Origin of the sequence: Maribacter arenosus (assembly GCF_014610845.1) — a bacterium.
In the GTDB taxonomy this organism is placed as follows: Bacteria; Bacteroidota; Bacteroidia; order Flavobacteriales; family Flavobacteriaceae; genus Maribacter_A; species Maribacter_A arenosus.
Map to the genome: position 1 here is coordinate 317,467 of NZ_JABTCG010000005.1, position 23,163 is coordinate 340,629.

The 23,163-nt window shown below is 39.1% G+C and carries 26 protein-coding genes; 10 read left to right on the forward strand and 16 right to left on the reverse strand.

Annotation, left to right across the window (positions count from 1 at the left end; all coding sequences use genetic code 11):
- Window position 1 precedes the first annotated feature (1 nt).
- The 12 genes from HPE63_RS15150 to HPE63_RS15205 form a co-directional block, all read right to left on the reverse strand.
- Window positions 2–736 carry a DUF1538 domain-containing protein gene (locus HPE63_RS15150; RefSeq protein WP_188315130.1) on the reverse strand — a complete coding sequence of 245 codons (735 nt, stop codon included), beginning with the start codon at window positions 734–736 and terminating at the stop codon, window positions 2–4.
- A gap of 376 nt (window positions 737–1,112) precedes the next feature.
- Window positions 1,113–2,069: a hypothetical protein gene (locus tag HPE63_RS15155; RefSeq protein WP_188315131.1), complete on the reverse strand. Its 957-nt coding sequence runs from the start codon at window positions 2,067–2,069 to the stop codon at window positions 1,113–1,115.
- 33 nt (window positions 2,070–2,102) lie between these two features.
- A complete protein-coding gene (locus HPE63_RS15160; RefSeq protein WP_188315132.1) occupies window positions 2,103–2,612 on the reverse strand; it encodes a lactoylglutathione lyase family protein in 510 nt (169 codons plus the stop codon).
- Between the two features lie 162 nt (window positions 2,613–2,774).
- Complete coding sequence (locus HPE63_RS15165) at window positions 2,775–4,445, reverse strand: SulP family inorganic anion transporter (protein ID WP_188315133.1); 1,671 nt, start codon at window positions 4,443–4,445, stop codon at window positions 2,775–2,777.
- A 22-nt stretch (window positions 4,446–4,467) separates the two neighbouring features.
- Window positions 4,468–5,214: a DUF6090 family protein gene (locus HPE63_RS15170; RefSeq protein ID WP_188315134.1), complete on the reverse strand. Its 747-nt coding sequence runs from the start codon at window positions 5,212–5,214 to the stop codon at window positions 4,468–4,470.
- Between the two features lie 213 nt (window positions 5,215–5,427).
- Complete coding sequence (locus HPE63_RS15175; RefSeq protein ID WP_188315135.1) at window positions 5,428–6,126, reverse strand: DUF2490 domain-containing protein; 699 nt, start codon at window positions 6,124–6,126, stop codon at window positions 5,428–5,430.
- A gap of 237 nt (window positions 6,127–6,363) precedes the next feature.
- Window positions 6,364–6,915, reverse strand: a complete 552-nt coding sequence (locus tag HPE63_RS15180; RefSeq protein ID WP_317172919.1) for a GNAT family N-acetyltransferase — start codon at window positions 6,913–6,915, stop codon at window positions 6,364–6,366.
- Window positions 6,916–7,074: 159 nt separating this feature from the next.
- The gene (locus HPE63_RS15185) at window positions 7,075–7,620 is read right to left on the reverse strand and encodes a TPM domain-containing protein (protein WP_188315136.1); all 546 of its coding nucleotides are present in this window, start codon (window positions 7,618–7,620) and stop codon (window positions 7,075–7,077) included.
- An 87-nt stretch (window positions 7,621–7,707) separates the two neighbouring features.
- Window positions 7,708–8,127, reverse strand: coding sequence for a type II 3-dehydroquinate dehydratase (gene aroQ, locus HPE63_RS15190; RefSeq protein ID WP_188315137.1), 420 nt, complete (start codon window positions 8,125–8,127; stop codon window positions 7,708–7,710).
- A gap of 194 nt (window positions 8,128–8,321) precedes the next feature.
- A complete protein-coding gene (locus tag HPE63_RS15195; protein ID WP_188315138.1) occupies window positions 8,322–8,837 on the reverse strand; it encodes a hypothetical protein in 516 nt (171 codons plus the stop codon).
- A 234-nt stretch (window positions 8,838–9,071) separates the two neighbouring features.
- Entirely contained in the window at window positions 9,072–9,677 is a 606-nt protein-coding gene (locus HPE63_RS15200; protein WP_188315139.1) for a porin family protein, read from the reverse strand.
- A gap of 135 nt (window positions 9,678–9,812) precedes the next feature.
- Window positions 9,813–10,295 (reverse strand): outer membrane beta-barrel protein, encoded by a 483-nt coding sequence (locus HPE63_RS15205; RefSeq protein WP_188315140.1) that lies wholly within the window; start codon window positions 10,293–10,295, stop codon window positions 9,813–9,815.
- A 149-nt stretch (window positions 10,296–10,444) separates the two neighbouring features.
- Between HPE63_RS15205 and xerA the strand changes: the two genes are divergently transcribed.
- The 3 genes from xerA to HPE63_RS15220 all read left to right on the forward strand — a co-directional run bounded on the left by xerA (window position 10,445) and on the right by HPE63_RS15220 (window position 12,648).
- Window positions 10,445–11,341, forward strand: coding sequence for a site-specific tyrosine recombinase/integron integrase (xerA, locus tag HPE63_RS15210; RefSeq protein WP_188315141.1), 897 nt, complete (start codon window positions 10,445–10,447; stop codon window positions 11,339–11,341).
- Between the two features lie 157 nt (window positions 11,342–11,498).
- Window positions 11,499–11,993 (forward strand): RNA polymerase sigma factor, encoded by a 495-nt coding sequence (locus HPE63_RS15215; RefSeq protein WP_188315142.1) that lies wholly within the window; start codon window positions 11,499–11,501, stop codon window positions 11,991–11,993.
- A 4-nt stretch (window positions 11,994–11,997) separates the two neighbouring features.
- A complete protein-coding gene (locus HPE63_RS15220; protein ID WP_188315143.1) occupies window positions 11,998–12,648 on the forward strand; it encodes a hypothetical protein in 651 nt (216 codons plus the stop codon).
- Here HPE63_RS15220 and HPE63_RS15225 read toward each other — a convergent pair.
- Window positions 12,645–13,460, reverse strand: coding sequence for a lysophospholipid acyltransferase family protein (locus HPE63_RS15225; RefSeq protein WP_188315144.1), 816 nt, complete (start codon window positions 13,458–13,460; stop codon window positions 12,645–12,647). The genes HPE63_RS15220 and HPE63_RS15225 overlap by 4 nt on opposite strands.
- Window positions 13,461–13,648: 188 nt before the next feature.
- On the reverse strand, window positions 13,649–14,290 hold the full coding sequence (locus HPE63_RS15230) for an NUDIX hydrolase (RefSeq protein WP_188315145.1): 642 nt from the start codon (window positions 14,288–14,290) through the stop codon (window positions 13,649–13,651).
- Here HPE63_RS15230 and HPE63_RS15235 point away from each other — a divergent pair.
- A complete protein-coding gene (locus HPE63_RS15235; RefSeq protein WP_188315146.1) occupies window positions 14,289–15,005 on the forward strand; it encodes a peptidylprolyl isomerase in 717 nt (238 codons plus the stop codon). The two genes, HPE63_RS15230 and HPE63_RS15235, sit on opposite strands and share 2 nt — an antisense overlap.
- Window positions 15,006–15,445: 440 nt before the next feature.
- On the opposite strand, the gene HPE63_RS15240 is transcribed toward HPE63_RS15235, so the two are convergent.
- Both HPE63_RS15240 and HPE63_RS15245 read right to left on the reverse strand, forming a co-directional pair.
- On the reverse strand, window positions 15,446–16,057 hold the full coding sequence (locus tag HPE63_RS15240; RefSeq protein WP_188315147.1) for a trimeric intracellular cation channel family protein: 612 nt from the start codon (window positions 16,055–16,057) through the stop codon (window positions 15,446–15,448).
- Between the two features lie 3 nt (window positions 16,058–16,060).
- The gene (locus HPE63_RS15245; RefSeq protein WP_188315148.1) at window positions 16,061–16,777 is read right to left on the reverse strand and encodes an RDD family protein; all 717 of its coding nucleotides are present in this window, start codon (window positions 16,775–16,777) and stop codon (window positions 16,061–16,063) included.
- 32 nt (window positions 16,778–16,809) lie between these two features.
- Between HPE63_RS15245 and HPE63_RS15250 the strand changes: the two genes are divergently transcribed.
- From HPE63_RS15250 to HPE63_RS15275, 6 genes are all read left to right on the forward strand, one after another.
- Window positions 16,810–17,790, forward strand: coding sequence for a stage II sporulation protein M (locus HPE63_RS15250; protein WP_188315149.1), 981 nt, complete (start codon window positions 16,810–16,812; stop codon window positions 17,788–17,790).
- Window positions 17,768–18,643, forward strand: coding sequence for a hypothetical protein (locus HPE63_RS15255; RefSeq protein WP_188315150.1), 876 nt, complete (start codon window positions 17,768–17,770; stop codon window positions 18,641–18,643). Before HPE63_RS15250 ends, HPE63_RS15255 begins: the two co-directional genes overlap by 23 nt.
- Before the next feature lie 108 nt (window positions 18,644–18,751).
- A complete protein-coding gene (locus tag HPE63_RS15260) occupies window positions 18,752–19,492 on the forward strand; it encodes a DUF4129 domain-containing protein (RefSeq protein WP_188315151.1) in 741 nt (246 codons plus the stop codon).
- Window positions 19,485–20,702 carry a DUF4350 domain-containing protein gene (locus HPE63_RS15265; protein ID WP_188315152.1) on the forward strand — a complete coding sequence of 406 codons (1,218 nt, stop codon included), beginning with the start codon at window positions 19,485–19,487 and terminating at the stop codon, window positions 20,700–20,702. The genes HPE63_RS15260 and HPE63_RS15265 overlap by 8 nt, the downstream gene beginning before the upstream one ends.
- Entirely contained in the window at window positions 20,692–21,690 is a 999-nt protein-coding gene (locus HPE63_RS15270) for an AAA family ATPase (RefSeq protein ID WP_188315153.1), read from the forward strand. Before HPE63_RS15265 ends, HPE63_RS15270 begins: the two co-directional genes overlap by 11 nt.
- 4 nt (window positions 21,691–21,694) lie before the next feature.
- Window positions 21,695–23,026, forward strand: coding sequence for a DUF58 domain-containing protein (locus tag HPE63_RS15275; RefSeq protein ID WP_188315154.1), 1,332 nt, complete (start codon window positions 21,695–21,697; stop codon window positions 23,024–23,026).
- The last annotated feature ends 137 nt before the right edge of the window (window positions 23,027–23,163 follow it).

Below are 23,163 nucleotides of genomic sequence, written 5' to 3' on the forward strand. Positions count from 1 at the left end.
CTTAGAAAATCAACATACCATAACCCATTACGAATATCATTGGTAAAAGCGATGCAAATGCTATTAATCCAAAACCATCTGTAAGGGGACTTCTGCCTTCAATTACCGTTGCCAAACCAACACCAAGGGCAGCAACCAAGGGTACCGTAATCGTAGATGTAGTAACCCCGCCGGCATCATAAGCGATACCGATAATTTCTTCCGGTGCAAATAGGGTCATTACAATTACCATTATATATCCCCCAATTATTAAATAATATATGGGCCAGCCCTTGATGATTCGCCATATACCCATGAGGATAGCCAATCCAACAGAAATCGCAACAGATAATCGCAAACCAAAGGCGTAACTTGATTCAATTTCGGGTTTGATCAGATCGGATTCTACAGCTATTTCCGCAGCTTTTTTTGCCACGGCAATTAATGCAGGTTCTGCAATGGTCGTTGAAAATCCTATTAGAAAGGAAAATAACAAAAGCCAAAACAAACTTCCTTTTTTGACCAATGAGTAAGATAAATTCTCTCCAATGGGAAACAACCCTATCTCGAGTCCTTCCACAAATAGCATAAGGCCAACTACTACAAAAACCAAACCTACAAGAATTTCAAATAGATTTGGGAAGGGCTGCTGCAGTACTACAATTTGAAAGAATGATACCACCAATATAATAGGTAGTAAATCAAAAAAAGAGGTTTTTAATTTACCTGCTATATTCCCTATTATTTTTAAAATCATGTATTCAATCCTTATAATCTCCTAACTTAGTTATTTTTCCGGTAAACCATTGTTTTATCCCATAGAATTGAGAGTAAAATCACTAAACCCATACTTAGGCAATGATGAATAGGCGAAATTTTCTTCCTATACGCTAGCCTGGATGTTTCAATCATTGAATGTCTAAATGAATTATAATGTCTTCGTATACGGAAAGTTACGAGGTAGCTTGTGAGGATTTTCAATAAGAAAATCAGTTATGGTAAATCCGCAACTACCAGTGTTTAAGTACTAAACCGCAATTATTTTTCATCTGGTGTTAGCTGTAGTTTTTATCAAGTTGTAATTTCATTACCATGTACTTAAATTTCACTTAGCGATTAGGCGATGGCGCGTTTTAATGCGCTATGGTTTTTGTTGGCAGTAGTTGTTCAATTTCAAAATGTTTAAATACACGCATGGCCCTTAAGGTATTCCATCGACTTGGTTTCCCAGCTTTTTCCATTTCAAAATGAACTTGCCCAGGATGTTTTGCTTGTGTATTCCAGGTCGAATCTTTGTTCTGCTTTTTTAATAATACCTGTATGGCAGGCTTCATTCTATCGTCCCATTGTATTCGGGCGTGTTGAAAGTAATCCAGAGCACTCAAAATATTATAACGCCATCGCCTTGGATAGGTTAGTTTAAGAAAATCCTTATTGATTATTTCTCCGGTTCTGTCAGAGATAAACAACTGGTGCAGGAGTATAAATTCAATCGCTGATTTTTTTGTATTAATTAATTCCTTAAGTCGATAATTATATTGGTTAATCTCGTATTCGGTGATGCCTTCCAATACTGATAATGTAGTGTGCAAAGAACTGTGAACGGTATTATATCTATTAGACCTACAATTAAATCCACCGTCAGGCATGATTTGAGAAAGAATACAGTCGACTACAGATTTCAAGTCTTTTTCACTTGCATTAAAGTAAGAGGCGTAGTTTAAGAACATTCCATTAATACATAAGTCACTTAATTGATTGCGACCAATGGCAAGAATTCCACCATCACTTGCTTTTTCATTTTCCAAGATTATTTCAATAGATTCCTGAATAAGTGGATTATTGGGTGCAATGCATAAATTTCGTAAATCATAGAGTGTATAATGAGTAGAAGTCCATTTGGGTTGATAAAACTTGATGCCCCAATTTCCATCTTTTTTTCGTTTGGATAAAAATTGTTTTCCCCACCCTTCAATAGCAATCCTAGCTTGCAAGTTCTTTTTATCATCTCCCAACAGGTCACGGTGAACCTGATATTGTATTGACACATCCCCTTCAAGCAACCAATTAATGATGTTGTTACTATTCATTCTTTTGGATTATCGCCATTGTTTCAACAGTTTTTATTTCTGATATGCGCCTGATGAATAGGTCAATTCATAGCTGTGTGTATAGATTTCGAATACGATTCCAAATGGGTCTTCAACATAAACCATTTTATAGGGTTTTTCATTTGGGTAATACTCTCGTATGGGCATTCTCTGCTTACCACCTGCCTCTACTATTCTTTTGGTCAAATTTTCGATATCCGGGTCTTGAACACAAAAGTGAAAAAGTCCTGTGTTGAACGGATTGAATTCAGGTGCTTCTTTTTTTCCGTGTTGGAAAGAAAATAATTCTATTCCGATACCGTCTGAAGTAGACATATGGGCAATTTCAAATTCTTCCCAATGCTCTCCAAAAACATCAATACACATTTGTCCAATGGCTGTATCATTTTCTTTTTTAACTGAAGATGGTGGCATTATTACATACCATCCCATAATATCTTGATAAAACGCTACAGCTTTATTTATTTCCGGAACTGTTATTCCAATATGCGAAAATGATTTAGGGTATGTTGTTTCTTTCATATAATTGTCTTTTTAAATTGTATATAAAGGTCAAGTATAAGCTTAGTGTGGGATTGGGAGCATTTCTCTTTTTGTTTAACCATATTTATTAAAATTCTATTCGTTTAAATTTAGCACTTTAGTCCGCATTTCGTTTACAAAATACATTGTTCTAGCCTGTCGTTATTCTTTTATTATCCCTTCGGCCCTTTTAATTGCATCATTAATATTATCATGTATATTTTTTTTACCAAGAATTGAATAAAGGTCAGATTTAAATAATTCTTCTCTCACTATTCTATTTGCTCCTGAAATTATGATGGTTGTGCCACACGATTGCAGTTTTTGAATAAATTGTTTTAATCTATTGATTGCGGTAGCGTCTATGAAAGGAACATGTCTCATTCTAATAATCAAAACTTTAGGCTCTTGCTTTAAGTCCGTCAAGAATTCTTGGAATTTTTGTGATGCTCCAAAAAATAGTGGTCCATTTATTTCGTAAAGCATGGTATTTTTTGGAATGTATGGCAGTTCTTCTTCAAATAATTTTTCTCCATTCGGTTCGGTTATTCCAAAAAGGTTTTCTGCATTCCTAATGGTTGTCGCTTCGCTCATACGTTTCATAAAAATAAAACTCGATAAAATCATTCCTATCTCAATAGCTAAAATCAAATCAAAAAATACGGTAAGAAAAAAGGTAGTAAGCAAGACAATTATGTCCATTCGATTACTTTTTAGCAAATCCTTAAAATGTCTCCATTCGCTCATGTGATAAGCAACCACAACTAAAATACCTGCTAGACAAGAGAGTGGAATAAGGTTGGCTATTGGGGCGAATAGCAACATTATGAGTAATAGAAAAATAGCGTGAACAATCCCTGCAATAGGCGTTCTACCACCATTTTTGACATTGGTAGCTGTTCTTGCAATAGCACCTGTTGCTGGTATGCCTCCGAAAAGGCCCGAAAAAACATTCCCTACCCCTTGAGCGACAAGCTCCATATTTGAGCGATGTCTTCCACCGATCATTCCATCGGCAACTACTGCTGAGAGCAACGATTCTATAGCTCCCAACAGTGCAATGGCAATGGCGGGTTCAATAAGCTCTTTAACCATACTAAAATTTAAGTGTGGTATTTGTGGCATAGCAATTTTGTTTGGTATTTCACCAAATTTGCTTTCGATAGTATCCACAGGTAACTCAAAAAAATACACGAGAAACGTGCAAAGTACAATAGCCACTAATGAACCAGGTATCTTGGTCGTGATTCGATAAAAATTAAGGGCTATTAAAACGGTACTTATTGCTATTCCGATCGCTATCCAATTTACACTACCAATATGTTGAAAGTAAACTACCCACTTTTCAACAAAGTCAGCAGGAATTGACTCAATCTCCAATCCCAAAAAGTCTTTGATTTGCGTAGAGAAAATGACTACTGCAATCCCACTTGTAAAACCAACGATTAAAGGATATGGAATAAATCTAAGGTAATTGCCGAGTTTTAACAAACCTAGACCAATAATCAGGAAACCTGCCATAAATGTAGCTATGGTAAGGCCATCAACTCCATGTTCTTGTACTATCCCAAATACGATGATAATAAATGCACCTGTTGGGCCCCCTATTTGAACGCGGCTACCGCTAAGAACCGAAATTACAAGACCTGCAATAATTGCCGTAATCAGTCCCTTTTCAGGCGATACGCCTGATGCTATGGCAAACGCTATTGCCAATGGCAGGGCTACTATACCCACAATAACCCCTGATAAAATGTCTTTGGCCAGTTGTTTTTTACTAATCCCTTCTTTCAACACCGAAAAAAACTTGGGCGTGAATTCTATATTTTTCATAGGATACGCTGTTGCGCTTTCGCTATTTATTTAATTCTATTTTAATCATCTCTAGCATTCTTTGGCTTTCCTTTAAATGTCTTTGCATTATTATAGAGAACCAAGATCTTTGTGCGTCTGTTTTACGCACAAGAGCAATGAAATAATGATTGCTTAACAAACTTTCTAGATCAAAAGGCTTGTAGGTTATTCCTTTGTCATTAGGTATTTGAATAAAGTTCTCGTCAATAAATTTCTCTCTATCTGCCATATCAATAGTCCCCCAACTTAAATCTGACAGTAGATGGGGTTGGATTTCTTCGAAAAAAACCATCATTTCATTTTTTAAGGCTTGATTTCGGATAATTTCAAAACCATTATTCTTAATTACATTATATCCGGTTTCTGACAGTCCGATATTTGATGTATTCATTAAAGCAAAATGAAAGTAGTTCTCTAAAGAATCTTGATCGTTCAGCTTATTTTCAATGGCTGAAATAATAACAGACCCTGATTCTCGATAGTAGCTAATTGCCTGGATTCGACTTTTCAGCCTGTCACAATTTTGTTCCAAATTCTCAACTAAATTCTCCAACATATTTCTTTCAAGTGCCTTCTTTTTTTGATCTTCATTCCAATTATTGATCTGAAGCGCAATTAAAATTCCAATAACGACAAGGATTATTTCTCCAATCGCATAAAGAAGATATTTGCTGAACCTGCCTGCCGGCAAGGCAGGTTTGTTTTCAGTCAGAAGTTGCTGACGTATACGTCTGAAGAACTTGATCATAGTTTCTATTTGTGGTCTTATTAAACCCGCAAGCGGCTATCTCGCCCAAATGTCCACTGGACATTTGATTTGCCGAGTAGATTTTGGCTCGATAATATCATTGGTTTTTGGTCGGTCATAGTTTCTGCTGCCGAAGCTGCAGCGTAGGAGCAATAAAGCCCAACGTCTCGGCTAATCTGCGTTTTAATACAGTTCAGGTTTTGTTGTGTGATGTTAAATTTTTTGATGAAAACTTAATTGTAACTGATTTTTACTCCAATTATCCGTTGTTTGTCTCATCACACCAAACTGAATTTTAAGTCCTTTTTTAATCATGTACCCCAAAGCTGCATAGAATCGGTTTCGATCAAAAATTTCTACTGTATTTCCATTTCCTATGTTTCGTTGGCCATTGATGAACAACTCATTATAGAATGCTAGGTATAATGTTTTATTGTCCATTTCTGCTTTGTTCAGGGCAATATTTAGAAACAGATTATATCGGTAGCGCGTTCTTAGATCTTGACCTTCAACAAACCTTTGCTCATAACGGAATCGATGGTTAGTATACAAACGATTCCCAAATTGAACTGGGAATAACGCTTCTTGATAAATCCTGCTCTCGGCACTTGTTGATTTATCAGGGCCATAGGTACCCGTTGTAATATTTCCATAACCAAAAGTCAGTTTAATGTCTGCCTTTTTAGGTTTATAGGTTATTCCTCCACGTAACAATAGTTGTTCTTTGTCACCAGCAATATTCCAATTACGTAATTGAACATCTCCTTGAACGCCCCAAGGGCCTTCTTTAAATGTTGTATCGAAGAAGTACATGTACCATGCACCCATTGCGTTTTCATTTATCTGGGCATTTGCATTCTTTGAGATCAATAAGGCAATGCCAATTATCAATACGTATAAGTACTTTTTCATGATTCAAATAATATCACACAACGGTTTCTTATTACCGTCAGCTAGGGTTTTAATTTACTGATTTTCTATTAAGCACTAATGTAAGCAATTTCAAGTGGATTCCTGAGCGCACCTTGCCTGCCGATTTACCCGCCTATGGCATGGCAGGCAGCGTCGAAGGGTAGTCGAATCCGCTGTTTATAACGAATCCACCTGTGAAACAAATTGCGGTTAAACATTATTATAGCCAGTATGAATTTAATTCATTGATTTCCAATCTGTCCAATTTATCTCTCTTCCAGGATAGGCAACTTTTTTAAATGGCCATTCTTTTGAAATCCACATTTTGACAGAATCAAACAAGATAGGGTCAAGTCCGTTGTCTACTTCACTTGCTCTTACCCACATGGTGATACTTGCATCATAATCCCCTTTAGTGGTTGGATTAATATATAGGCAACCAAGTACTTTGTTTTCATCTATACTAACAACAGTATATGCAAATGAACTTCTCATTTGAAATTCTTTTTGATGCCATCCCAGATCAATTAAATCCTGTTCGAAGGTCAAATCCTTTGAAGGCCAACTAGATGTCGGATACATTGCCTTTAAATGCTCAATACTAGACATTACAGCGTCGTAATCTTTTACGACATCGTTAACGGTGAGCATTCTAATTCTGAAATGTTCATTTTGCAATGTATCAGGTACTTTAAAACCGGCCGGCACAAAAGGTTTGCTTTGAGCCAAAATGGTATGTTGCAATCCAATTAAAAAGATTGATGTCAGAAGGATTAGTGTTTTTCTCACAATATCTATTTTATTGGCCACAACGGTTTCGTATAACCGTCAGTTACGGGTTAATATGCGTTAATTTTAGGTTTGGCACTGATATTAGCAATTCCGAGTGGATTCGGACGTAGTCGAATCCGCCGTAATTGCGGTTATACATTGTTGTACACAGTACTTTTATTTCCATTTTGCGATTAATTCCGTAATTCCTTTTTCAATTCCGTTGTAATATTCTCCGTTTTTGAATTCAGGAATAATAGTTTGGTCAATTACTTTCTTACAGATTTCGTCGGTCAGTATTTTTTCAGTACCATAACCTGTCGAAATTCTTATTTTTCTCAAGTTTTTACTGAAAACAATTGTCAGTCCGTTATCTTTTTCCTTTTGTCCAACTCCGTTGTAATTCGATAAGTCAATTGCGAATTGGTCAAAATCAGTATGTTTTCCAATTGAGTCTATTGAAACTACAGCAATTTGATTAGTCGTTTCTTTTTCAAATTCACGAATTATTAGGGTCAATTTTTCTAACTGTTCAGGTGTGAAAACAAATTCATAATCATTTACTTCTCGTTTTAGTTTTGGTAAATCACTTTCTCCTAAATCGAATTCCGTAAACTCAACCTTTGGTGCTTTTGGACTCGGTTCGGTTTTATCAATCTGTTTTGATTTACAACCAGAAATGGTCAAAAATGCTAGTAATATTATTTTAAAAATGAGTTTCATTCGTATTGTGTACAACTCGTTTATATACGTGTATAATACATCTTTATACATCCAATCTGGTATATAAATGATAAATGCGGTTACTTTTTATTTACTTTCAAAACTCTGTACCGCCAAATCATAACTTGGAAGACCAAAGCCCAAAATCACCCCTTTGGCCACTGGTGAGATATAAGAGAGGTGTCTAAATGCTTCACGACCAAAGGTATTCGAAATATGTACCTCTACAACAGGTGTGGTAACCCCTTTGATGGCATCACCTATTCCGATGGAAGTATGCGTATAGGCCCCCGCATTCAAGATGATACCATCATAGGTAAAACCCACTTCGTGGAGTTTATCGATCAGCTCCCCCTCAATGTTCGACTGATAATACTCCAAAGTAACCTTTGGGAATTTTTTCTGAAGCTGTTTAAAATAAGTTTCAAACGTGGTACTCCCATAAACTTCGGGTTCCCTTTTGCCCAAGAGGTTTAAATTGGGTCCGTTGATTATCATTATTCTCATCGTTTCTATTTTTTTAATTGGGCGCCCTAGACCCCAGTAGTGATATACACACCTTTTGGTCTTGCAACAACTCCCTGGAAGCCCCGAGCGGGACTATCCATAACTTTGATAGGATAAAAGTATCGAATTATAGGACATAAAAAAAGGGAAGCCCTATCGCTTCCCTATTGGTATTATCCAGTAAGATACTTGTATTATAATCTTTTCTTGTTCGGAATGGTAAATAGCAATCCAAAATTAACCGAATTCCAAGATAGTTCATTGTCCATTTTAATCGTGGTATATGAAATATTCACTTCGGTAAATGCACCCATAAGATAGCCCAATATAGGTCGGTAGTATAATCCTCCTTCGTTATCTTCATTAATCCCTACTGCCTGACCAGCATCGATACCAATTGATAGTGAATTGGATGGCCATATACGCACTGACGCGGCCAAAGGCACAAATTGCATATCGGGTAAGCCTTCGACCAATAGCTGTGAATCAAAAGTTTCGGCAAAACCATGGATAAACCCTGCGCTTACCCCAAGGTCAACGACTTCGCCCAATGCGAACATATAGCCCGTATCCAAAGCTAGGCTCAAGCTCACCGCATCATTGAAATCATCTATGGGCAAGCCACCATGAAATCCGATTTTAAAGCCCTCTTGGGCGTGGACTCCCATTCCTAGAAATAAAAGGGATATAGCAAATACTATTTTCTTCATAAGTTTAGGTTACGTTTGGTTGTGTAATAAATCTACATGAATGAACGTGTCTTAGCGTAATTTGTTGCCAAATGAACTTAAAAATATTACCTACAAAGCAAATCGTCCTAAAGAAATGCATATCGTAAATTAATGGTTCACCTTCAAAATGGGCATTAAAAAACGACCCTTTTACGGGGTCGTTCAAAACTTTTAATAGTACGATCAAATATGATAGTTATTAAATCATAAGAATCAGAACATATAGGCCACCCCGACTTGGAAGGCGGACCCTTTAATATCGAGTACACCACCTGCAGGACCTGAATATCTATCGGTTAATTCAAAGGAATATCGTGCCTGTATGGCAAGGTTTTCGGTGACATCGAAGCCAGCTCCAAATCCAATATCAACCCCTACGGTACGCAAAACATCATCAACATCGCCATTGGTACCCAAAAGCTCCTCCGTATCCCGTATAGCTCTTTTAATGTCATCGAGATTAGAGGAAAAATTCAATTGGGGACCAGCCTGTATATGAAATTTATCGGCTACATAATATTTGGCCATTATGGGTAAATAAAAAAAGGAAAGGTCCTCTGCACTACCATATAAAAGTTCGGGTTGAATATGGAATTTATCAACCACCTCAATATCAACCAATCCTCCGATATAAAAACCTGTACTATTTATTTTTGCAAAATTATTGACCCCGATCAGGTTCAAGAGCGAATTTCCGGTCTTGAAATCCACATTGGTGTTCAATAATCCCCCAGTGATTCCAAACTTTGGCAAAGCTTGTGCGCTGAGTAGGTTCATGGCAAATACGGCAATAACGATAAAAGAAAGTGCTTTTTTCATAATAGTGTCTAGTTTAGTGTTTCAAATATATAGATTGTTAATTCCCAGAACAAATACAATGCCTAAACCGAAAAAAGGGCAAAAAAAAAGCGAAAACAATTTATGTTTTCGCTTTTTTAATTTTGATGTATTGTTTTAGAATCTATAACCAACCCCTATCTGTAATGAGTTTAAGCTAAATCCTTCAATATCCCTTGAAACCTCTATACCATATCTGGCATCTGCAAAGAATTGTTCAGAAAAGCTATACCCTACACCAAAGGCTAAATCCAATCCGAATTCACCTTGTGGCATATCTTCCAATAAGTAATTTATTTGAGGTCCTGCCTGAATAGTGAATGAGTCGGCAACCTCATACTTTGCCATTATTGGAATGTATAATGAATTCAAATCACTAACAAGACTATAAAGAACAGACGGTTCAACTTCAAAAGTTTCGCTAACCTCAAAATTGTAGCCTACTCCCACAAAGAAACCCATTTCAGAATCGGAAACAGTTTCGTCGAATACGTCTACTTTAGCAGTGACGTTAGACAAGCCAGCCTTTCCAAAAAAACCTTCCTGTGCATTAACACAGTAACCAAATAAAGCCAATGCTACTACTAGTACTTTTTTCATAATTTTAATTTTTGTTATTAAAGACCAAACTTAGAAGTACCTATACCTTTCACCGAATTTTCGTTGTGTTCGTCCATGAAAATGTTGTGTAACGACAGATTTTGTCGTTTAACGGGCCAATTAACCCATATAAATTGAATATTTGTACCATGAAATGGAAACAGGCGTTGGAAGATTTCGAACACTATCTAAAACTAGAGCGTGGTTTATCGGACAACTCCATCAAGAACTATCTTTATGATGTTGCCAAATTGATCTATTTTCTTGAGACCAATGCCCTGAACGTCAGTCCTTTGAAAATCGATAAGGACACGGTACAGCGCTTTATCTACGAAATAGCAAAGGATGTAAATCCCAGATCACAAGCCCGCATTATCTCAGGCCTGAAGAGTTTTTTCAATTATTTGAACTTTGAGGGGTATCGCACGGACCATCCCATGGACCTCCTAGAGTCGCCCAAAATCGGTAGAAAACTGCCCGATACCCTTTCCGAGGATGAAATCAACGAAATTATCGGGGCCGTTGACCTCACGAAACCGGAAGGGGAACGTAACCGTGCCATCCTGGAGACATTATATGGTTGTGGTTTACGGGTTTCCGAACTCATAAATCTACGTATTTCGGACCTTTTCTTCGAGGAGGATTTTATAAAGGTCACCGGAAAAGGGGATAAGCAGCGTTTTGTGCCCATCAGTAATTTCAATAAAAAGTACATCAATATCTATAGATATGAGGTACGCGTACACCAAACGATTAAAAAAGGCTTTGAAGATATCCTCTTTTTAAACAGAAGGGGCAAACAACTCTCCCGGGCCATGGTTTTTACGATCATAAAACAACTCGCTGTTAAGATCGATCTGGGAAAAAGCATCAGTCCACATACATTTCGCCATTCCTTTGCCACCCATTTATTACAAAATGGGGCCGATCTTAGGGCCATTCAACAAATGTTGGGCCATGAGAGTATCACCACCACAGAGGTATATATGCATCTAGACCGCACCCATTTGGCCGATGTTATGGACAAATACCATCCCCGAAAATGAGAACATGGTCAGTATCACGGTTTTTATGCCATCGCATTAACAATGAAAGAATTGCATAATGCCCATTGTAATTACATAGAGATTCCCAATTTTTGTATAGAAGTGTAACAATTCTAAATTTGATGCTACTAATAAGATAGCAACTACCAACCAAAGCGTGAATAAAAAACTGGAGCATCAATTTGTGACCGAGCTTGAGAACAATCAGAATATTGTTCATAAGGTCTGCACATTGTACACCAATGATAGGCATTCGCACAATGATCTGTTCCAGGAAATTACGATACAGTTATGGAAAGCATACCCAAAATTTCGAGGGGAATCAAAATTCAGCACTTGGATGTACAGGGTGGCACTGAATACGGCGATCACGCTGTATCGAAAATCAAAAAGAAGCATACATACACAGGATTATGACTCGGTCATTTATAAGGTCACGGCCAATGAATACGACCCTCAGGTAGAAGAACAGCTAAAGCTCATGTATGCCGCAGTGAAGCAATTGGGCGACATAGATAAAGCATTGGTCTTTCTGTATCTGGAGGATAAGGACTATAGGGAAATTGCTGAAACCCTAGGTATAACCGAGGTAAATGCCCGAGTGAAAATGAACCGGATAAAAAAGAAACTAAAAACAATATTGAACCCCTGACCATATGATCGACGAACTGGATTTATTAAAAAAGGACTGGCAAAAAAGGGAGGCACATCTTCCCCAGTTGTCATACGACCAAATCCATAAAATGATCTGGAAGAAATCTTCCTCAATCGTAAAATGGATTTTGATTATAAGTATTTTGGAGATCACCCTCCCCAATTTAATCTACCTTTCCCCATCATTTCGGGAAAATAATTTCCTTGAGGATATAGAGAGCTTTAATACCGCCTTCCTTGTCTTCAATATATTTTTCTATTCAGTAGTGGCTTACTTTATTTACCAATTTTATAGAAGGTATCGGGAAATTTCGGTCTTGGCCAGTGCAAAAAATTTAATGCGCCAGATTATCAAGACCCGAAAAACAGTGAAATATTATATTATTTTCTGCCTATCAATGGGCCTTGTCTTCTTCGCGCTGTTCATCTTTGGTATCTACCTGGATGATGACATATTGCTCTCCCTTGATGGTATAGCCGAAAAGAGTAAGGAAATCCCCTTGGAGAAGATCAAGACCACCGCGATTTGGGTACTTTCTATAGGGGCCATTGTCTTTACGGCCGTTGCCGCTGGCATCTACTTTCTACTTTACGGATTGTTGCTGAGAAAATTGAAACGGAATTACAAGGAATTGAAACAATTAGAGGTTTAAACCTTCTTTCGGTTCCGGTACCTTCGCAATTCGTTCTCTTCTTCATAGGCCAATAATTCCTTTTGGGAAATCACCTTTAAGAACGATGGATGTTGCTCAATCGCATATTCCAATTTTTCGATGATGGATTCAAACGATTCATTCTCATAATCAATATCCAACGGTTCTTTGATGACCATAGATTGAAGAATGCCTTTTTTCTTAACCCGAAGACCTTTCTTATCAAATGAGCGTCTAAACCCATCGATAACAACAGGTACTACAATCGGCCTATATTTTTTAATAATGTGTGCCGTACCCTTTCGTAATGGTTTCCAAGGCGTTGTGGTCCCTTGGGGGAAGGTGATGACCCAACCGTCGTTCAATGCTTTACCGATATTCGAGATATCGCTCATCTTAACCTGTCGATTCACATCTTTCCCTTCCGCTCTCCATGTTCGCTCAACGCTTATAGATCCCGCATAGGCGAATATCTTCGTTAAAAGACTTTTTTTCATGGTCTCTGCTGCCGCTACATAGTAGACGTTCAATTTCGGATTCCACAGGTAACCCACATTCTTTAGGGAATCGTCGCGACCACTTAAACTGGCATTAAAGACGTGGAACATAGCCACCACATCGGCGAAATAGGTTTGGTGATTGCTTACAAAAAGTACATTGGTATCCGGAAGGTTTCGGATAATTTCCGAGCCTTCGATTTCCAACGTATTAAAACCTTTATAGCGTTGATGGGTAATGGCCCCCATAATGCGAATAAGCCATCTTTTGAGAAAAAGAATGTGGCCAAATGGATTTTCCTTGAATATGCCCATAAAAACAAATCTACAAAATAAGCACTGAACTCGTTTATACTTTTTACGTTGAAGTGAAAATTAGAGATTTTGGCTCTGGATGAAGACTTTTTTGAGATTCATAGCTGGGCTAAGGAGCAAGAAAAAGGCATAATACAGGGGTAAAATATCAATTTTTTAGCCAATGGTATAAATTATAATCGAGTTCATCATAAAACCTGTTTTAAAAGCTCCTTGATTTCACTAAGCATCATGGCCGTTGCGCCCCAAACAACGTAACCGTTTAATTTAAAAGCAGGTACATCGATGTCCTTTGCGTATGAAGTTGATAATTTTTGGGTAAAGACCTTGGCATCATCCATAAAATCAAGCAAGGGTACCTCGACCAATGCGGCCACTTCCGATTTTTGAAGCACAAATGGCCTTGGATTTTCATAAAGACCCATGAATGGCTTTACCTCAAAATTACTTGGTGGAATATAGACCTCGCTCAACGATCTTATGATGGATATGCGTTCGGGGGGCACACCCACTTCCTCATGGGTTTCCCGCAATGCCGTGTGCATAATATCAAAATCTTCTTTTTCCGCTTTCCCTCCCGGGAAGGCTATCTGGTTCGAATGTACCCCTTTGTAAGACTTGCGCAGTATCAAGAGTAAATTGGTGCCATTTTTCCTATTGGGATAGAAAAGGGCCAAAACACCTGCTTTTTTAGGGTTTGATTTTTTGATCTGCCCCGCCTCCAGCTCTTTAATCCGAATCAGGGGAGCCATTTTATAATGGGAAGTCCTCCCCGGTAAGGGTAGATTTTTTATTTTTGAACTTCGTAGGGCAAAATCATCAAAATTCATGGTATTCAAAAGATTCTATTCCATCACAATATTACTACTAATATTTTTAGTTGCCTGTAAAGAAAATCCTAAAGCAAGTGCAACCAAAAAGGAAACTACGGAGGAGCAAAAAGATTCCATTGCCGCGCCATCGGAAGTGGCACAGAAAGAGGAAGAAGAACCCTTTGTACTGACCGAGGACAATGTCATAGATTTCTTTTTTAAGTACAACAAGGATCTAAAGGATGACAAGGTGAGGATCACGACCAAATTTGGCAGTTTCACCGTTCAGTTATATGATAATGTACCCTACCATAAGGCAAACTTTATTTATTTGACGAAGAAGGGATATTTTGACAATACCCAGTTTCATCGTGTCGTGAAAAATTTCATTATTCAAGGAGGTAATTCAGACGACCAGGCCACGGCCGATAAACGTAGGGCCATAGGTCGGTATTTGCTCCCACCCGATGCCAAGAAGGGTTACAAACATCATAGGGGAACCATTTCAATGCCCAGTAGTGAGGTGAACAATCCACATATGTTGGCTTCGCCCTTCGAGTTCTTTATTGTGGTCACCAAACCCGGTTCCTATCATTTAGATGGGGAATACACACCCTTTGGAAAGGTCATCGATGGTATGGATGTGGTGGACAAGATCAATGCACAACGTGTCGGTAAAGGGGATTGGCCTTTTAAGAACATCTATATCACCAAGGCTGAAGTGGTAGAATAGAGGGCTGAAAGTTGTTGGTTAATGGTAAAGGGGTGACGGAAGAAGGGGGACGGTTGTTGGTTAATGGTTTCTGGTTTCTGGGTGGTTTGAGTCGAAGGTCAAAGGTTGGAAAGTCGAAGGTTGATGGCAAACAGAGCTCAGATTTCAGTGGGCAGATGCCAGTATTAAGTAATTAGTAAAACGTTTTGTGTTTCATGTTTCTGGTTGATGCGAGTCAAAAGTTGGGAAGTTGGAAAGTTGAAGATTGGTAGTATCCAAATTACCAAGGGTAGGTTAAAGTGATTTTCAAGGAAAATCGTATCGAGAACCAAAAGCCAATGGTTAGTAATAAGTAACGAGTATTGGGAATTGAGATAGTGGTTGAAAAGTTAAACTTTCAACTTTGGATATTAGACTTTCGACTTTCTACTTTAGACATTCGACTTTCGACCTTAGTACAATTATTTCCCTGCCCGATAAATACTAGGTAAAGCAATCTTAAATTTTACGGCCAACAATCGAATTACAATAATGATTATGATGGCTGTGATATATGCGTAAGCCCCGTCAAAAGGCAATTGTATCAACAGAAAATAACTTATACCTCCCAAAATGCAGGCCGTTGCATAAATTTCTTTATGAAAAATCACCGGTATTTCGTTACATAGAATATCCCGGATCACACCTCCGAACGAAGCCGTAATCGTTCCAAGGATTATACACATTATAGGCATTAATTCAGCAGAAAGTCCTTTTTCAATACCCACCATGGTGAACAACCCAATGCCAATTGTATCGAACAAGAATAAGGTCTTTCGTAAATATTTTAATTGTTTTACAAACATGATGGCGAAAACCACCGTTCCTAATATGGTGAATATATAAACCGATTCGCGCATCCAGACCACAGGGGTATTTCCAATGAGCATATCGCGCAATGTTCCCCCGCCAACTGCGGTTACAAAGGCGATAATAAGTACCCCGAACAGGTCTAGCTTTTTCTCCATGGCCACCAAGACCCCTGAAATGGCAAAGGCCATAGTTCCTAATATATCAATAGCAAAATAGAACATGTATTAGAGTGTTTGGGTGTAATAACTATAATCCTTAATGACCTTATCCACAAAATCAAAAGGTTTTACTTCGGTGTTGATTTCGGTCACTTTCTTAATCCGCTCGCTCAACGAAACGATAATTTGATGATCTCCATTGCGCCGTGCCTGATCATACAATTCCTTGATGGTCTGCATTTCACGATCTTCAAAAATCGTGACTTGGGGATATTGGGGTACGTAATCCTCAGGCAAGTCCCGTAACAGGGTATCGCGTAACCCAACACGCTTCTTTTCACTGATTACCGTGGTACCCGCAGCAATATCCCCTATACGTTGTCCATTACCTCGAATCAATATCGTTAAAACCGCTAAACCACCAGAGGTAAGCACCACATCGACGATTCGAAAGATCCAACGAATAAAATAACTGGAAAATCCGGGTTTGGAACCATCCAATTTAACCACGCGAATATGCATTAAGCCCTTACCGATCGTTTTCCCATCCATAAAGGTTTCCAAGAGCACATAGTACAAAAATGCCGGCAAACCGAGCAACAGATAAAGGGCCCACATATCACCAAAATCAATGTCCATAGCAATCAATATCCAAATGATCAAAATGGTATAGGCAAGAATGACAAAACTATCGATCAAGTAGGCGAGCATGCGATCTCCCAAATGGGCGGTATTTTGGCTAATGCTTATATTTTGGGCGGTTTCTATTTGAAATTGTTCCATATTTTAGTTTCTTTGGGTAAAACCCGGTAGTAATGCGTGAGGCCGCCTTCGTAAAGCAAAATAAAGACAAATGGGTAACTTTTGAAAATGCACTGTCAAACAAAACGAAGATAGCGCCCGATGTATTGTCTGACCTCTACATAGAAATTACCGACCACCTAAGTTACGCCAAGACCTTTTATGCCGGTAGTAATACGGAGTTTTATCTCAATACCCTGGCTTCCCAGGCGCATCAAAAAATCTACAAGACCAAAAAGGAACCCAAGAACCGTATCTTGGGGTTTTGGAAGACCGAATTTCCCACTCTATTCTATTCCCATCAAAGGGAACTTTTGATCGCTTTCCTCGTCTTTGCGTTTTTCACCATGGTCGGTGCATTTTCAGCAGCCAATGAGGGCGATTTTGTACGCTCCATTCTAGGGGATGGGTACGTGAACATGACCCTCGACAACATTGATAAAGGCGACCCTATGGCCGTCTATAAGAAAATGGGGGAATTCAATATGTTCCTTGGGATTACCATCAACAATATCCGTGTGGCTATGATGGCCTTCGCCTATGGTATATTATTGGGCATTGGCACCTTATGGATTATGATGCAAAATGGGATCATGTTGGGCAGTTTTCAATATTTCTTTTACGAAAAAGGACTGCTTTGGGAATCTGCACGTACCATATGGATCCATGGCACTATAGAGATTTCGGTGATCATTATCGCGGGTTGTGCGGGCCTGGTCCTAGCCAATGGGATGCTTTTTCCCGGCACCTATACCCGATTGGAGTCCTTCAAAAGAGGGGTTAAGAACGGATTGAAAATTATGCTGAGTACCGTTCCCTTTTTTATCATTGCTGGGTTTTTGGAAGGCTTTGTGACCCGACATACCGAAATGCCCGATTGGTTGGCAATAGTTATAATTATTGCCTCCTTGGCACTAATCCTGTTTTATTACGTTATATACCCATATCAAATACATTCAAAAACCAACCCTAATGAACCAATACATACAGTTTAAAAAACAGCGCGAATTGGGCGAGATCCTTTCAGATACTTTTGCCTTTCTAAGAGCAGAGTTCAAACCCTTTATGTCGACCTATTTTAAGATCGTTGCCCCTTATCTGGTGATCCTACTGATTTCCATGGGGTTTTATCTCTATTCCTTCAGTTCAATTTTGGATTTCAATACCGAGAGTTCCAATGCGCTTTTTAGTGGGGTAAGTATGGTGATCGGAGTATTGGTTTTTATGGCTTCCTTAATCTTGGTTTATGCCATATCGCAGTCAACGGTACTACACTACATAAAATCATACACCGCCCACAATGGGCAAATTGAGTTTGATGAGATTAAAAAAGACGTCTATGATTCCCTATGGAGCTTTATAGGTCTAGGGATCATTGTAGTGTTATCTATAATGGTAGGTTTTGTTTTTTGTTTCGTACCCGGTATTTACCTCGCCGTGCCTCTCTCTTTATCCTTTAGCATTATGGTATTTATGAATAAAAGTGTTGGGGATTCCTATAGCTATGGTTTCACCTTAGTAAAGGATGAATGGTGGATTACGTTTGCTACCCTTTTGGTCATCGGAATCATCGTGGGTATTACCGGCTATGCGTTTAGCATACCTGCCGTTATTTACCAATACGCAAAAATGGGTATTTTTTCAGGTGAAATCGATGCTGTAGGCATGAATGGTTTTATCGACCCCATCTATATGATCCTGAATATGGTAGGCACCTTGGCCCAGCTTTTATTGAACATTATTTCTATAGTCGCGGGCGCCTTGATCTTCTTTAATCTGAATGAAAAGAAAAACTTTACGGGTACCTTTGAACGTATTCAGAATTTAGGAAAAACCCCGGAGCTTTGATTACCGCCAAAAGCAGGAAATCGGAAGTGGACCAAGCTCCAAACCAAGGTAAAAATTATTGGGCAAATCGACAAAACAGAAGTTAGCTTCCTAGAACCGAGCACTACTATGATTAAACGGCTTTCGATCTTATTGCTTTTCGGTGTAATGGCTTTTCCCCTAGGAGCACAACAAGATTCGACCTTGATTCAGTACGATACGGTCAACCTAAGTGTGATGCAAATCACCGATGGGGACCTGCTACCCTATCGGGAAGACCCTAAATTCGATTATGAGATCGTTAAGGCCGACATCACCTGGTGGGAAAATCTTAAAACCTGGATGGGCAACCTCGTCCTTCGCTTTTTTGAATGGCTGTTCGGTGCTGAAAAAGCCACTGGGTATTTTTTATTTTTCTTGCAGCTACTGCCCTATATCCTTATCGGAATCCTACTTTTTCTACTGATAAAGTTCTTTTTGAACGTAAATTCAAGGGCCCTGCTATATTCCAAATCCAACGAAGCAGTCGTATCCCTTTCCGATGAGGAACTGATCATCAAAAACGAGGATATTGACCAACTTATCCAAAACGCGTTGAAAGAGAAGAACTACCGCTTGGCCATTCGGTATTACTACCTGCTCATTTTAAAACAATTGAGCCAGAAAGAACTCATCAACTGGGAAATACAAAAAACCAATGATGACTATATCGATGAATTGAAAAAGGAGGAGCTAAAAAAAACGTTCGCTCATATCACATGGTTGTACGACTATATCTGGTATGGCGACTTCCCAATAGATGAGGCTAAATATCTGAAAGCCGAACTGAAATTTGCATCGTTGCGAAAAACCCTGGATGCCGATGCGTAAAAAAGGTTCCATATATATCATCATCGTTTTGGTCACTTTGGCCCTACTGATGCTATTTCAGTATAGCAAGCCCAAGCAAATCAATTGGTTCCCATCATTCGTATCCCAACACAAAATCCCATACGGCACCTTTGTTCTGAATGAACTAATGGGGAAAAAGTATAAGGAGCACCTAAAACAGGTGACAAGACCACCCTATGAAGTGCTTCAAACTAACGACTATTTTCAAGGCACCTATTTCTTCGTGAACGATCGCATTTCGTTTGGCGAGGCTGAACTGAAAAGTCTACTCGATTGGACATCTAAAGGGAATACCCTTTTTATCGCTTCGGGCAGTTTTGATACCGAACTAAAGGATACCCTGAATTTTGAAACCTCAGGGTTATACGCCGATTTTGGAGAGGACCAAAAACAGGTACATAAACTGCTGAACCCAGCTTTTACGAATGATAGCCTCCCAACCTTCGATAAGGACAATTTTGCCTTGTATTTTAGTGAAATCGATACGGTAAATGCCAAGGTCATAGCCCAAGTGGAGTATGATTCCGAAGCGGATTCTCTTAAGCAAGGGCACTTTAATGTCATAAAACAGGATTTTGGTCAAGGCAAAATCATACTCAGTGCTTTTCCCAAAGCCTTTACAAATTATTTTATCCTCAAAAACAACAACAAGGATTATACGGCCGGACTCCTGTCCTATATCGATGGCAACCGGCCCATTTATATGGACAATCATTATAAATCGGGAAAATCGTTTTATACTTCACCCATGTATATCTTTTTGAATACCAAAGAATTCAAATGGGCCTATTACATCGTATTGATCGGGGTTCTGTTCTATGTGGTTTTCGAAGGAAAACGCAAGCAAAGGGCCATTCCCGTAGTGGTGCCCTTAAAGAACCAGACTCTTGCCTTTACTAGGACCATTGCCGATATGTATTTTGAAAAAGACGAGCAGAAATCGATTACCGAACATAAAATCGCCTATTTTATGGAATATATCCGTTCCCATTTTTATATGGATACCACAAAGCAAGATGATGCCTTCTTTCACAATTTGGCGGCTCGAAGCAACCATTCCGAAGAAGAAGTGAAAAAGCTTTTTTCCTTTATGGAAAAACTCAAAATACGCGCGGTAATCACCAATGCCGATTTAAAAAAACTGAATACGTTAATCGAAAAATTTAAATTGAAAGCCGATGGAAAATAATCCACAAAATAGCAATGACCTGAATTTCGACAATAGGATTTCGTTGGAGGAGTTAAAAAAAGCGGTAACCGATATCAAGTCCGAATTGGCCAAGGTCATCATAGGGCAGGAAAACTTTATCGAACTCTTGATCGTCTCCCTCCTGGTCGATGGCCATGTACTTATTGAAGGGGTTCCGGGAATCGCAAAGACCATCACGGCCAAACTTTTTGCCAAGACCTTGAAAACGGGTTTTAGCCGTATACAGTTTACCCCGGATCTAATGCCCAGTGATATTTTGGGCACCTCGATCTTCAACGTAAAGTCATCGGAATTCGAATTTAAAAAAGGCCCTATTTTTTCCAATATCATTCTCATCGATGAGATCAATCGGGCACCGGCCAAAACACAGGCGGCCATGTTCGAGACGATGGAAGAACGACAAGTGACCATGGACGGATTTACCTATAACATGGATACCCCATTTATGGTCTTGGCCACCCAAAACCCCATTGAACAGGAAGGCACCTATGCCCTACCTGAGGCACAATTGGATCGGTTTATTTTTAAAATCAAGGTAGATTACCCTTCTGTTGCCGAGGAAATCAAAATCATACAAACGCATCACGAACGCAAAGGGGCGACCCCCCAAGAACAAATTTCAGGGGTTTTGACCCCGGAACAACTAGCCGATTTTAAATCGAAGATCCAGGATGTCGTCGTTGAGGAAAAAATAATCAAATACATAGCCGATATCATTACCAAGACCCGAAACCATCCCCATTTGTATTTGGGGGGATCTCCCCGGGCCTCGATCGCCACCCTCAACACGGCAAAAGCCTTTGCTGCGATTCAGGGAAGGGATTTCGTCATTCCCGAAGATGTAAAAAAAGCCTTGGTTCCCGTGTTGAACCATAGGGTGATCCTGACCCCGGAGCGCGAAATGGAGGGCATGACCACCGATAGCGTGGTGAAAATGATTATGGAATCTGTGGAAATACCCAGATAATAAAATGCAATTTCTAAAATCGCTCTACATACACAACACTTTTTTCTGGTATATCGCAATCCTTGCGGGTTGTTTTATACTTTCCTTTTGGATACCCTTATTATATCCCATCACTTGGATCTTAACGTGGGTCTTATTGGGTCTGTTTTTATTCGATATCTACCTGCTCTATTCCCATTCCAGAGGTGTGGTCGCCGAGCGCAACTTGCCTCAAAAACTCTCGAACAGCGATTTGAATCCCATCCCCATCATTTATCGATCATATTACCCTTTCAAAACCTATATTTCCTTGATCGATGAGTTACCCCAACAGTTCCAAAAGCGCGACTTTGAACATCGAACGAATTTACTGAAAGATCAAAAAAAGGAATTCGAATATTTGGTGCGACCCGTGGAACGGGGAGAGTATGTTTTCGGGAACCTTAACGTCTATGCCTCTACCCCTTTGAAGATCATTAAAAGGCGTTTCGTGTTCCAAAAAGACCAAAAGGTGCCCGTATACCCCAGCATTATTCAAATGCAACAATACGACTTTCTGGCCATCAGCAATAAACTCACCCTATTTGGGCTTAAGAAAATAAGGCGTATAGGGCATACACAGGAGTTTGAACAGATCAAAGAATATGTGGCTGGGGATGATATACGCACGGTAAATTGGAAAGCTACCGCCAAACAGAACCAGTTAATGGTGAACCAATATCAGGACGAAAAATCGCAACCTATCTATTCTATCATCGATACGGGGCGGGTCATGAAAATGCCCTTTAACGGCCTGAAATTGTTAGACTATGCGATAAATTCCACCTTGGCCTTTTCGAATGTCGCCTTGAAAAGGAATGACAAAACCGGTTTGGTGGCCTTCTCTAAAAATATAGAAACTTTCGTGCCCGCTGTTCAAAAAATAACCCATTTAAATACGATTTTGGAGCAGCTATATAACATTAATACGGCTTTCACCGACTCCGATTTTGGGCTACTGTACGCCCGAGTAAAACGCAAAATAACACATCGAAGTTTGCTGTTGCTCTACACCAATTTTGAACATATATCGGCCTTAAAAAGACAATTGCCATTTCTACTGGCCATGGCAAAAAAGCATGTCCTAGTTGTCATCTTTTTTGAGAATACGGAATTGGAAGCCCTTATAAGTTCGGATGCCGAAGACCTTCAAACCATCTATCATAAAACAATAGCCGAAAAATTCTCTTTGGAAAAAAGGTTGATGCAAAAAGAATTACAACAGCATGGTATTCAGACTATCCTTACCAAACCAGAGCAGCTGACCATCAATACCATAAACAAGTATTTGGAAATAAAGGCAAGGGGATTGTTATAGCATATGCCCTAAGGCCTCTATTCAAGGATGATGGTCAACAACAGGACTTTTATCCGTTTATTTACATCAAAATATATTGGTAACTTTATACGAATTGCATTGGCCATATAATGCCAACGATAAAAGGTGCAGTTAAG

Bases quoted from the DNA above. Each gene is read 5' to 3' on its own strand.
- HPE63_RS15150 (WP_188315130.1), bottom strand. From the start codon at position 736: ATGATTTTAAAAATAATAGGGAATATAGCAGGTAAATTAAAAACCTCT.
- HPE63_RS15155 (WP_188315131.1), bottom strand. From the start codon at position 2,069: ATGAATAGTAACAACATCATTAATTGGTTGCTTGAAGGGGATGTGTCA.
- HPE63_RS15160 (WP_188315132.1), bottom strand. From the start codon at position 2,612: ATGAAAGAAACAACATACCCTAAATCATTTTCGCATATTGGAATAACA.
- HPE63_RS15165 (WP_188315133.1), bottom strand. From the start codon at position 4,445: ATGAAAAATATAGAATTCACGCCCAAGTTTTTTTCGGTGTTGAAAGAA.
- HPE63_RS15170 (WP_188315134.1), bottom strand. From the start codon at position 5,214: ATGATCAAGTTCTTCAGACGTATACGTCAGCAACTTCTGACTGAAAAC.
- HPE63_RS15175 (WP_188315135.1), bottom strand. From the start codon at position 6,126: ATGAAAAAGTACTTATACGTATTGATAATTGGCATTGCCTTATTGATC.
- HPE63_RS15185 (WP_188315136.1), bottom strand. From the start codon at position 7,620: ATGAAACTCATTTTTAAAATAATATTACTAGCATTTTTGACCATTTCT.
- aroQ (WP_188315137.1), bottom strand. From the start codon at position 8,127: ATGAGAATAATGATAATCAACGGACCCAATTTAAACCTCTTGGGCAAA.
- HPE63_RS15195 (WP_188315138.1), bottom strand. From the start codon at position 8,837: ATGAAGAAAATAGTATTTGCTATATCCCTTTTATTTCTAGGAATGGGA.
- HPE63_RS15200 (WP_188315139.1), bottom strand. From the start codon at position 9,677: ATGAAAAAAGCACTTTCTTTTATCGTTATTGCCGTATTTGCCATGAAC.
- HPE63_RS15205 (WP_188315140.1), bottom strand. From the start codon at position 10,295: ATGAAAAAAGTACTAGTAGTAGCATTGGCTTTATTTGGTTACTGTGTT.
- xerA (WP_188315141.1), top strand. From the start codon at position 10,445: ATGAAATGGAAACAGGCGTTGGAAGATTTCGAACACTATCTAAAACTA.
- HPE63_RS15220 (WP_188315143.1), top strand. From the start codon at position 11,998: ATGATCGACGAACTGGATTTATTAAAAAAGGACTGGCAAAAAAGGGAG.
- HPE63_RS15225 (WP_188315144.1), bottom strand. From the start codon at position 13,460: ATGGGCATATTCAAGGAAAATCCATTTGGCCACATTCTTTTTCTCAAA.
- HPE63_RS15235 (WP_188315146.1), top strand. From the start codon at position 14,289: ATGGTATTCAAAAGATTCTATTCCATCACAATATTACTACTAATATTT.
- HPE63_RS15230 (WP_188315145.1), bottom strand. From the start codon at position 14,290: ATGAATTTTGATGATTTTGCCCTACGAAGTTCAAAAATAAAAAATCTA.
- HPE63_RS15240 (WP_188315147.1), bottom strand. From the start codon at position 16,057: ATGTTCTATTTTGCTATTGATATATTAGGAACTATGGCCTTTGCCATT.
- HPE63_RS15245 (WP_188315148.1), bottom strand. From the start codon at position 16,777: ATGGAACAATTTCAAATAGAAACCGCCCAAAATATAAGCATTAGCCAA.
- HPE63_RS15250 (WP_188315149.1), top strand. From the start codon at position 16,810: ATGCGTGAGGCCGCCTTCGTAAAGCAAAATAAAGACAAATGGGTAACT.
- HPE63_RS15255 (WP_188315150.1), top strand. From the start codon at position 17,768: ATGAACCAATACATACAGTTTAAAAAACAGCGCGAATTGGGCGAGATC.
- HPE63_RS15260 (WP_188315151.1), top strand. From the start codon at position 18,752: ATGATTAAACGGCTTTCGATCTTATTGCTTTTCGGTGTAATGGCTTTT.
- HPE63_RS15265 (WP_188315152.1), top strand. From the start codon at position 19,485: ATGCGTAAAAAAGGTTCCATATATATCATCATCGTTTTGGTCACTTTG.
- HPE63_RS15270 (WP_188315153.1), top strand. From the start codon at position 20,692: ATGGAAAATAATCCACAAAATAGCAATGACCTGAATTTCGACAATAGG.
- HPE63_RS15275 (WP_188315154.1), top strand. From the start codon at position 21,695: ATGCAATTTCTAAAATCGCTCTACATACACAACACTTTTTTCTGGTAT.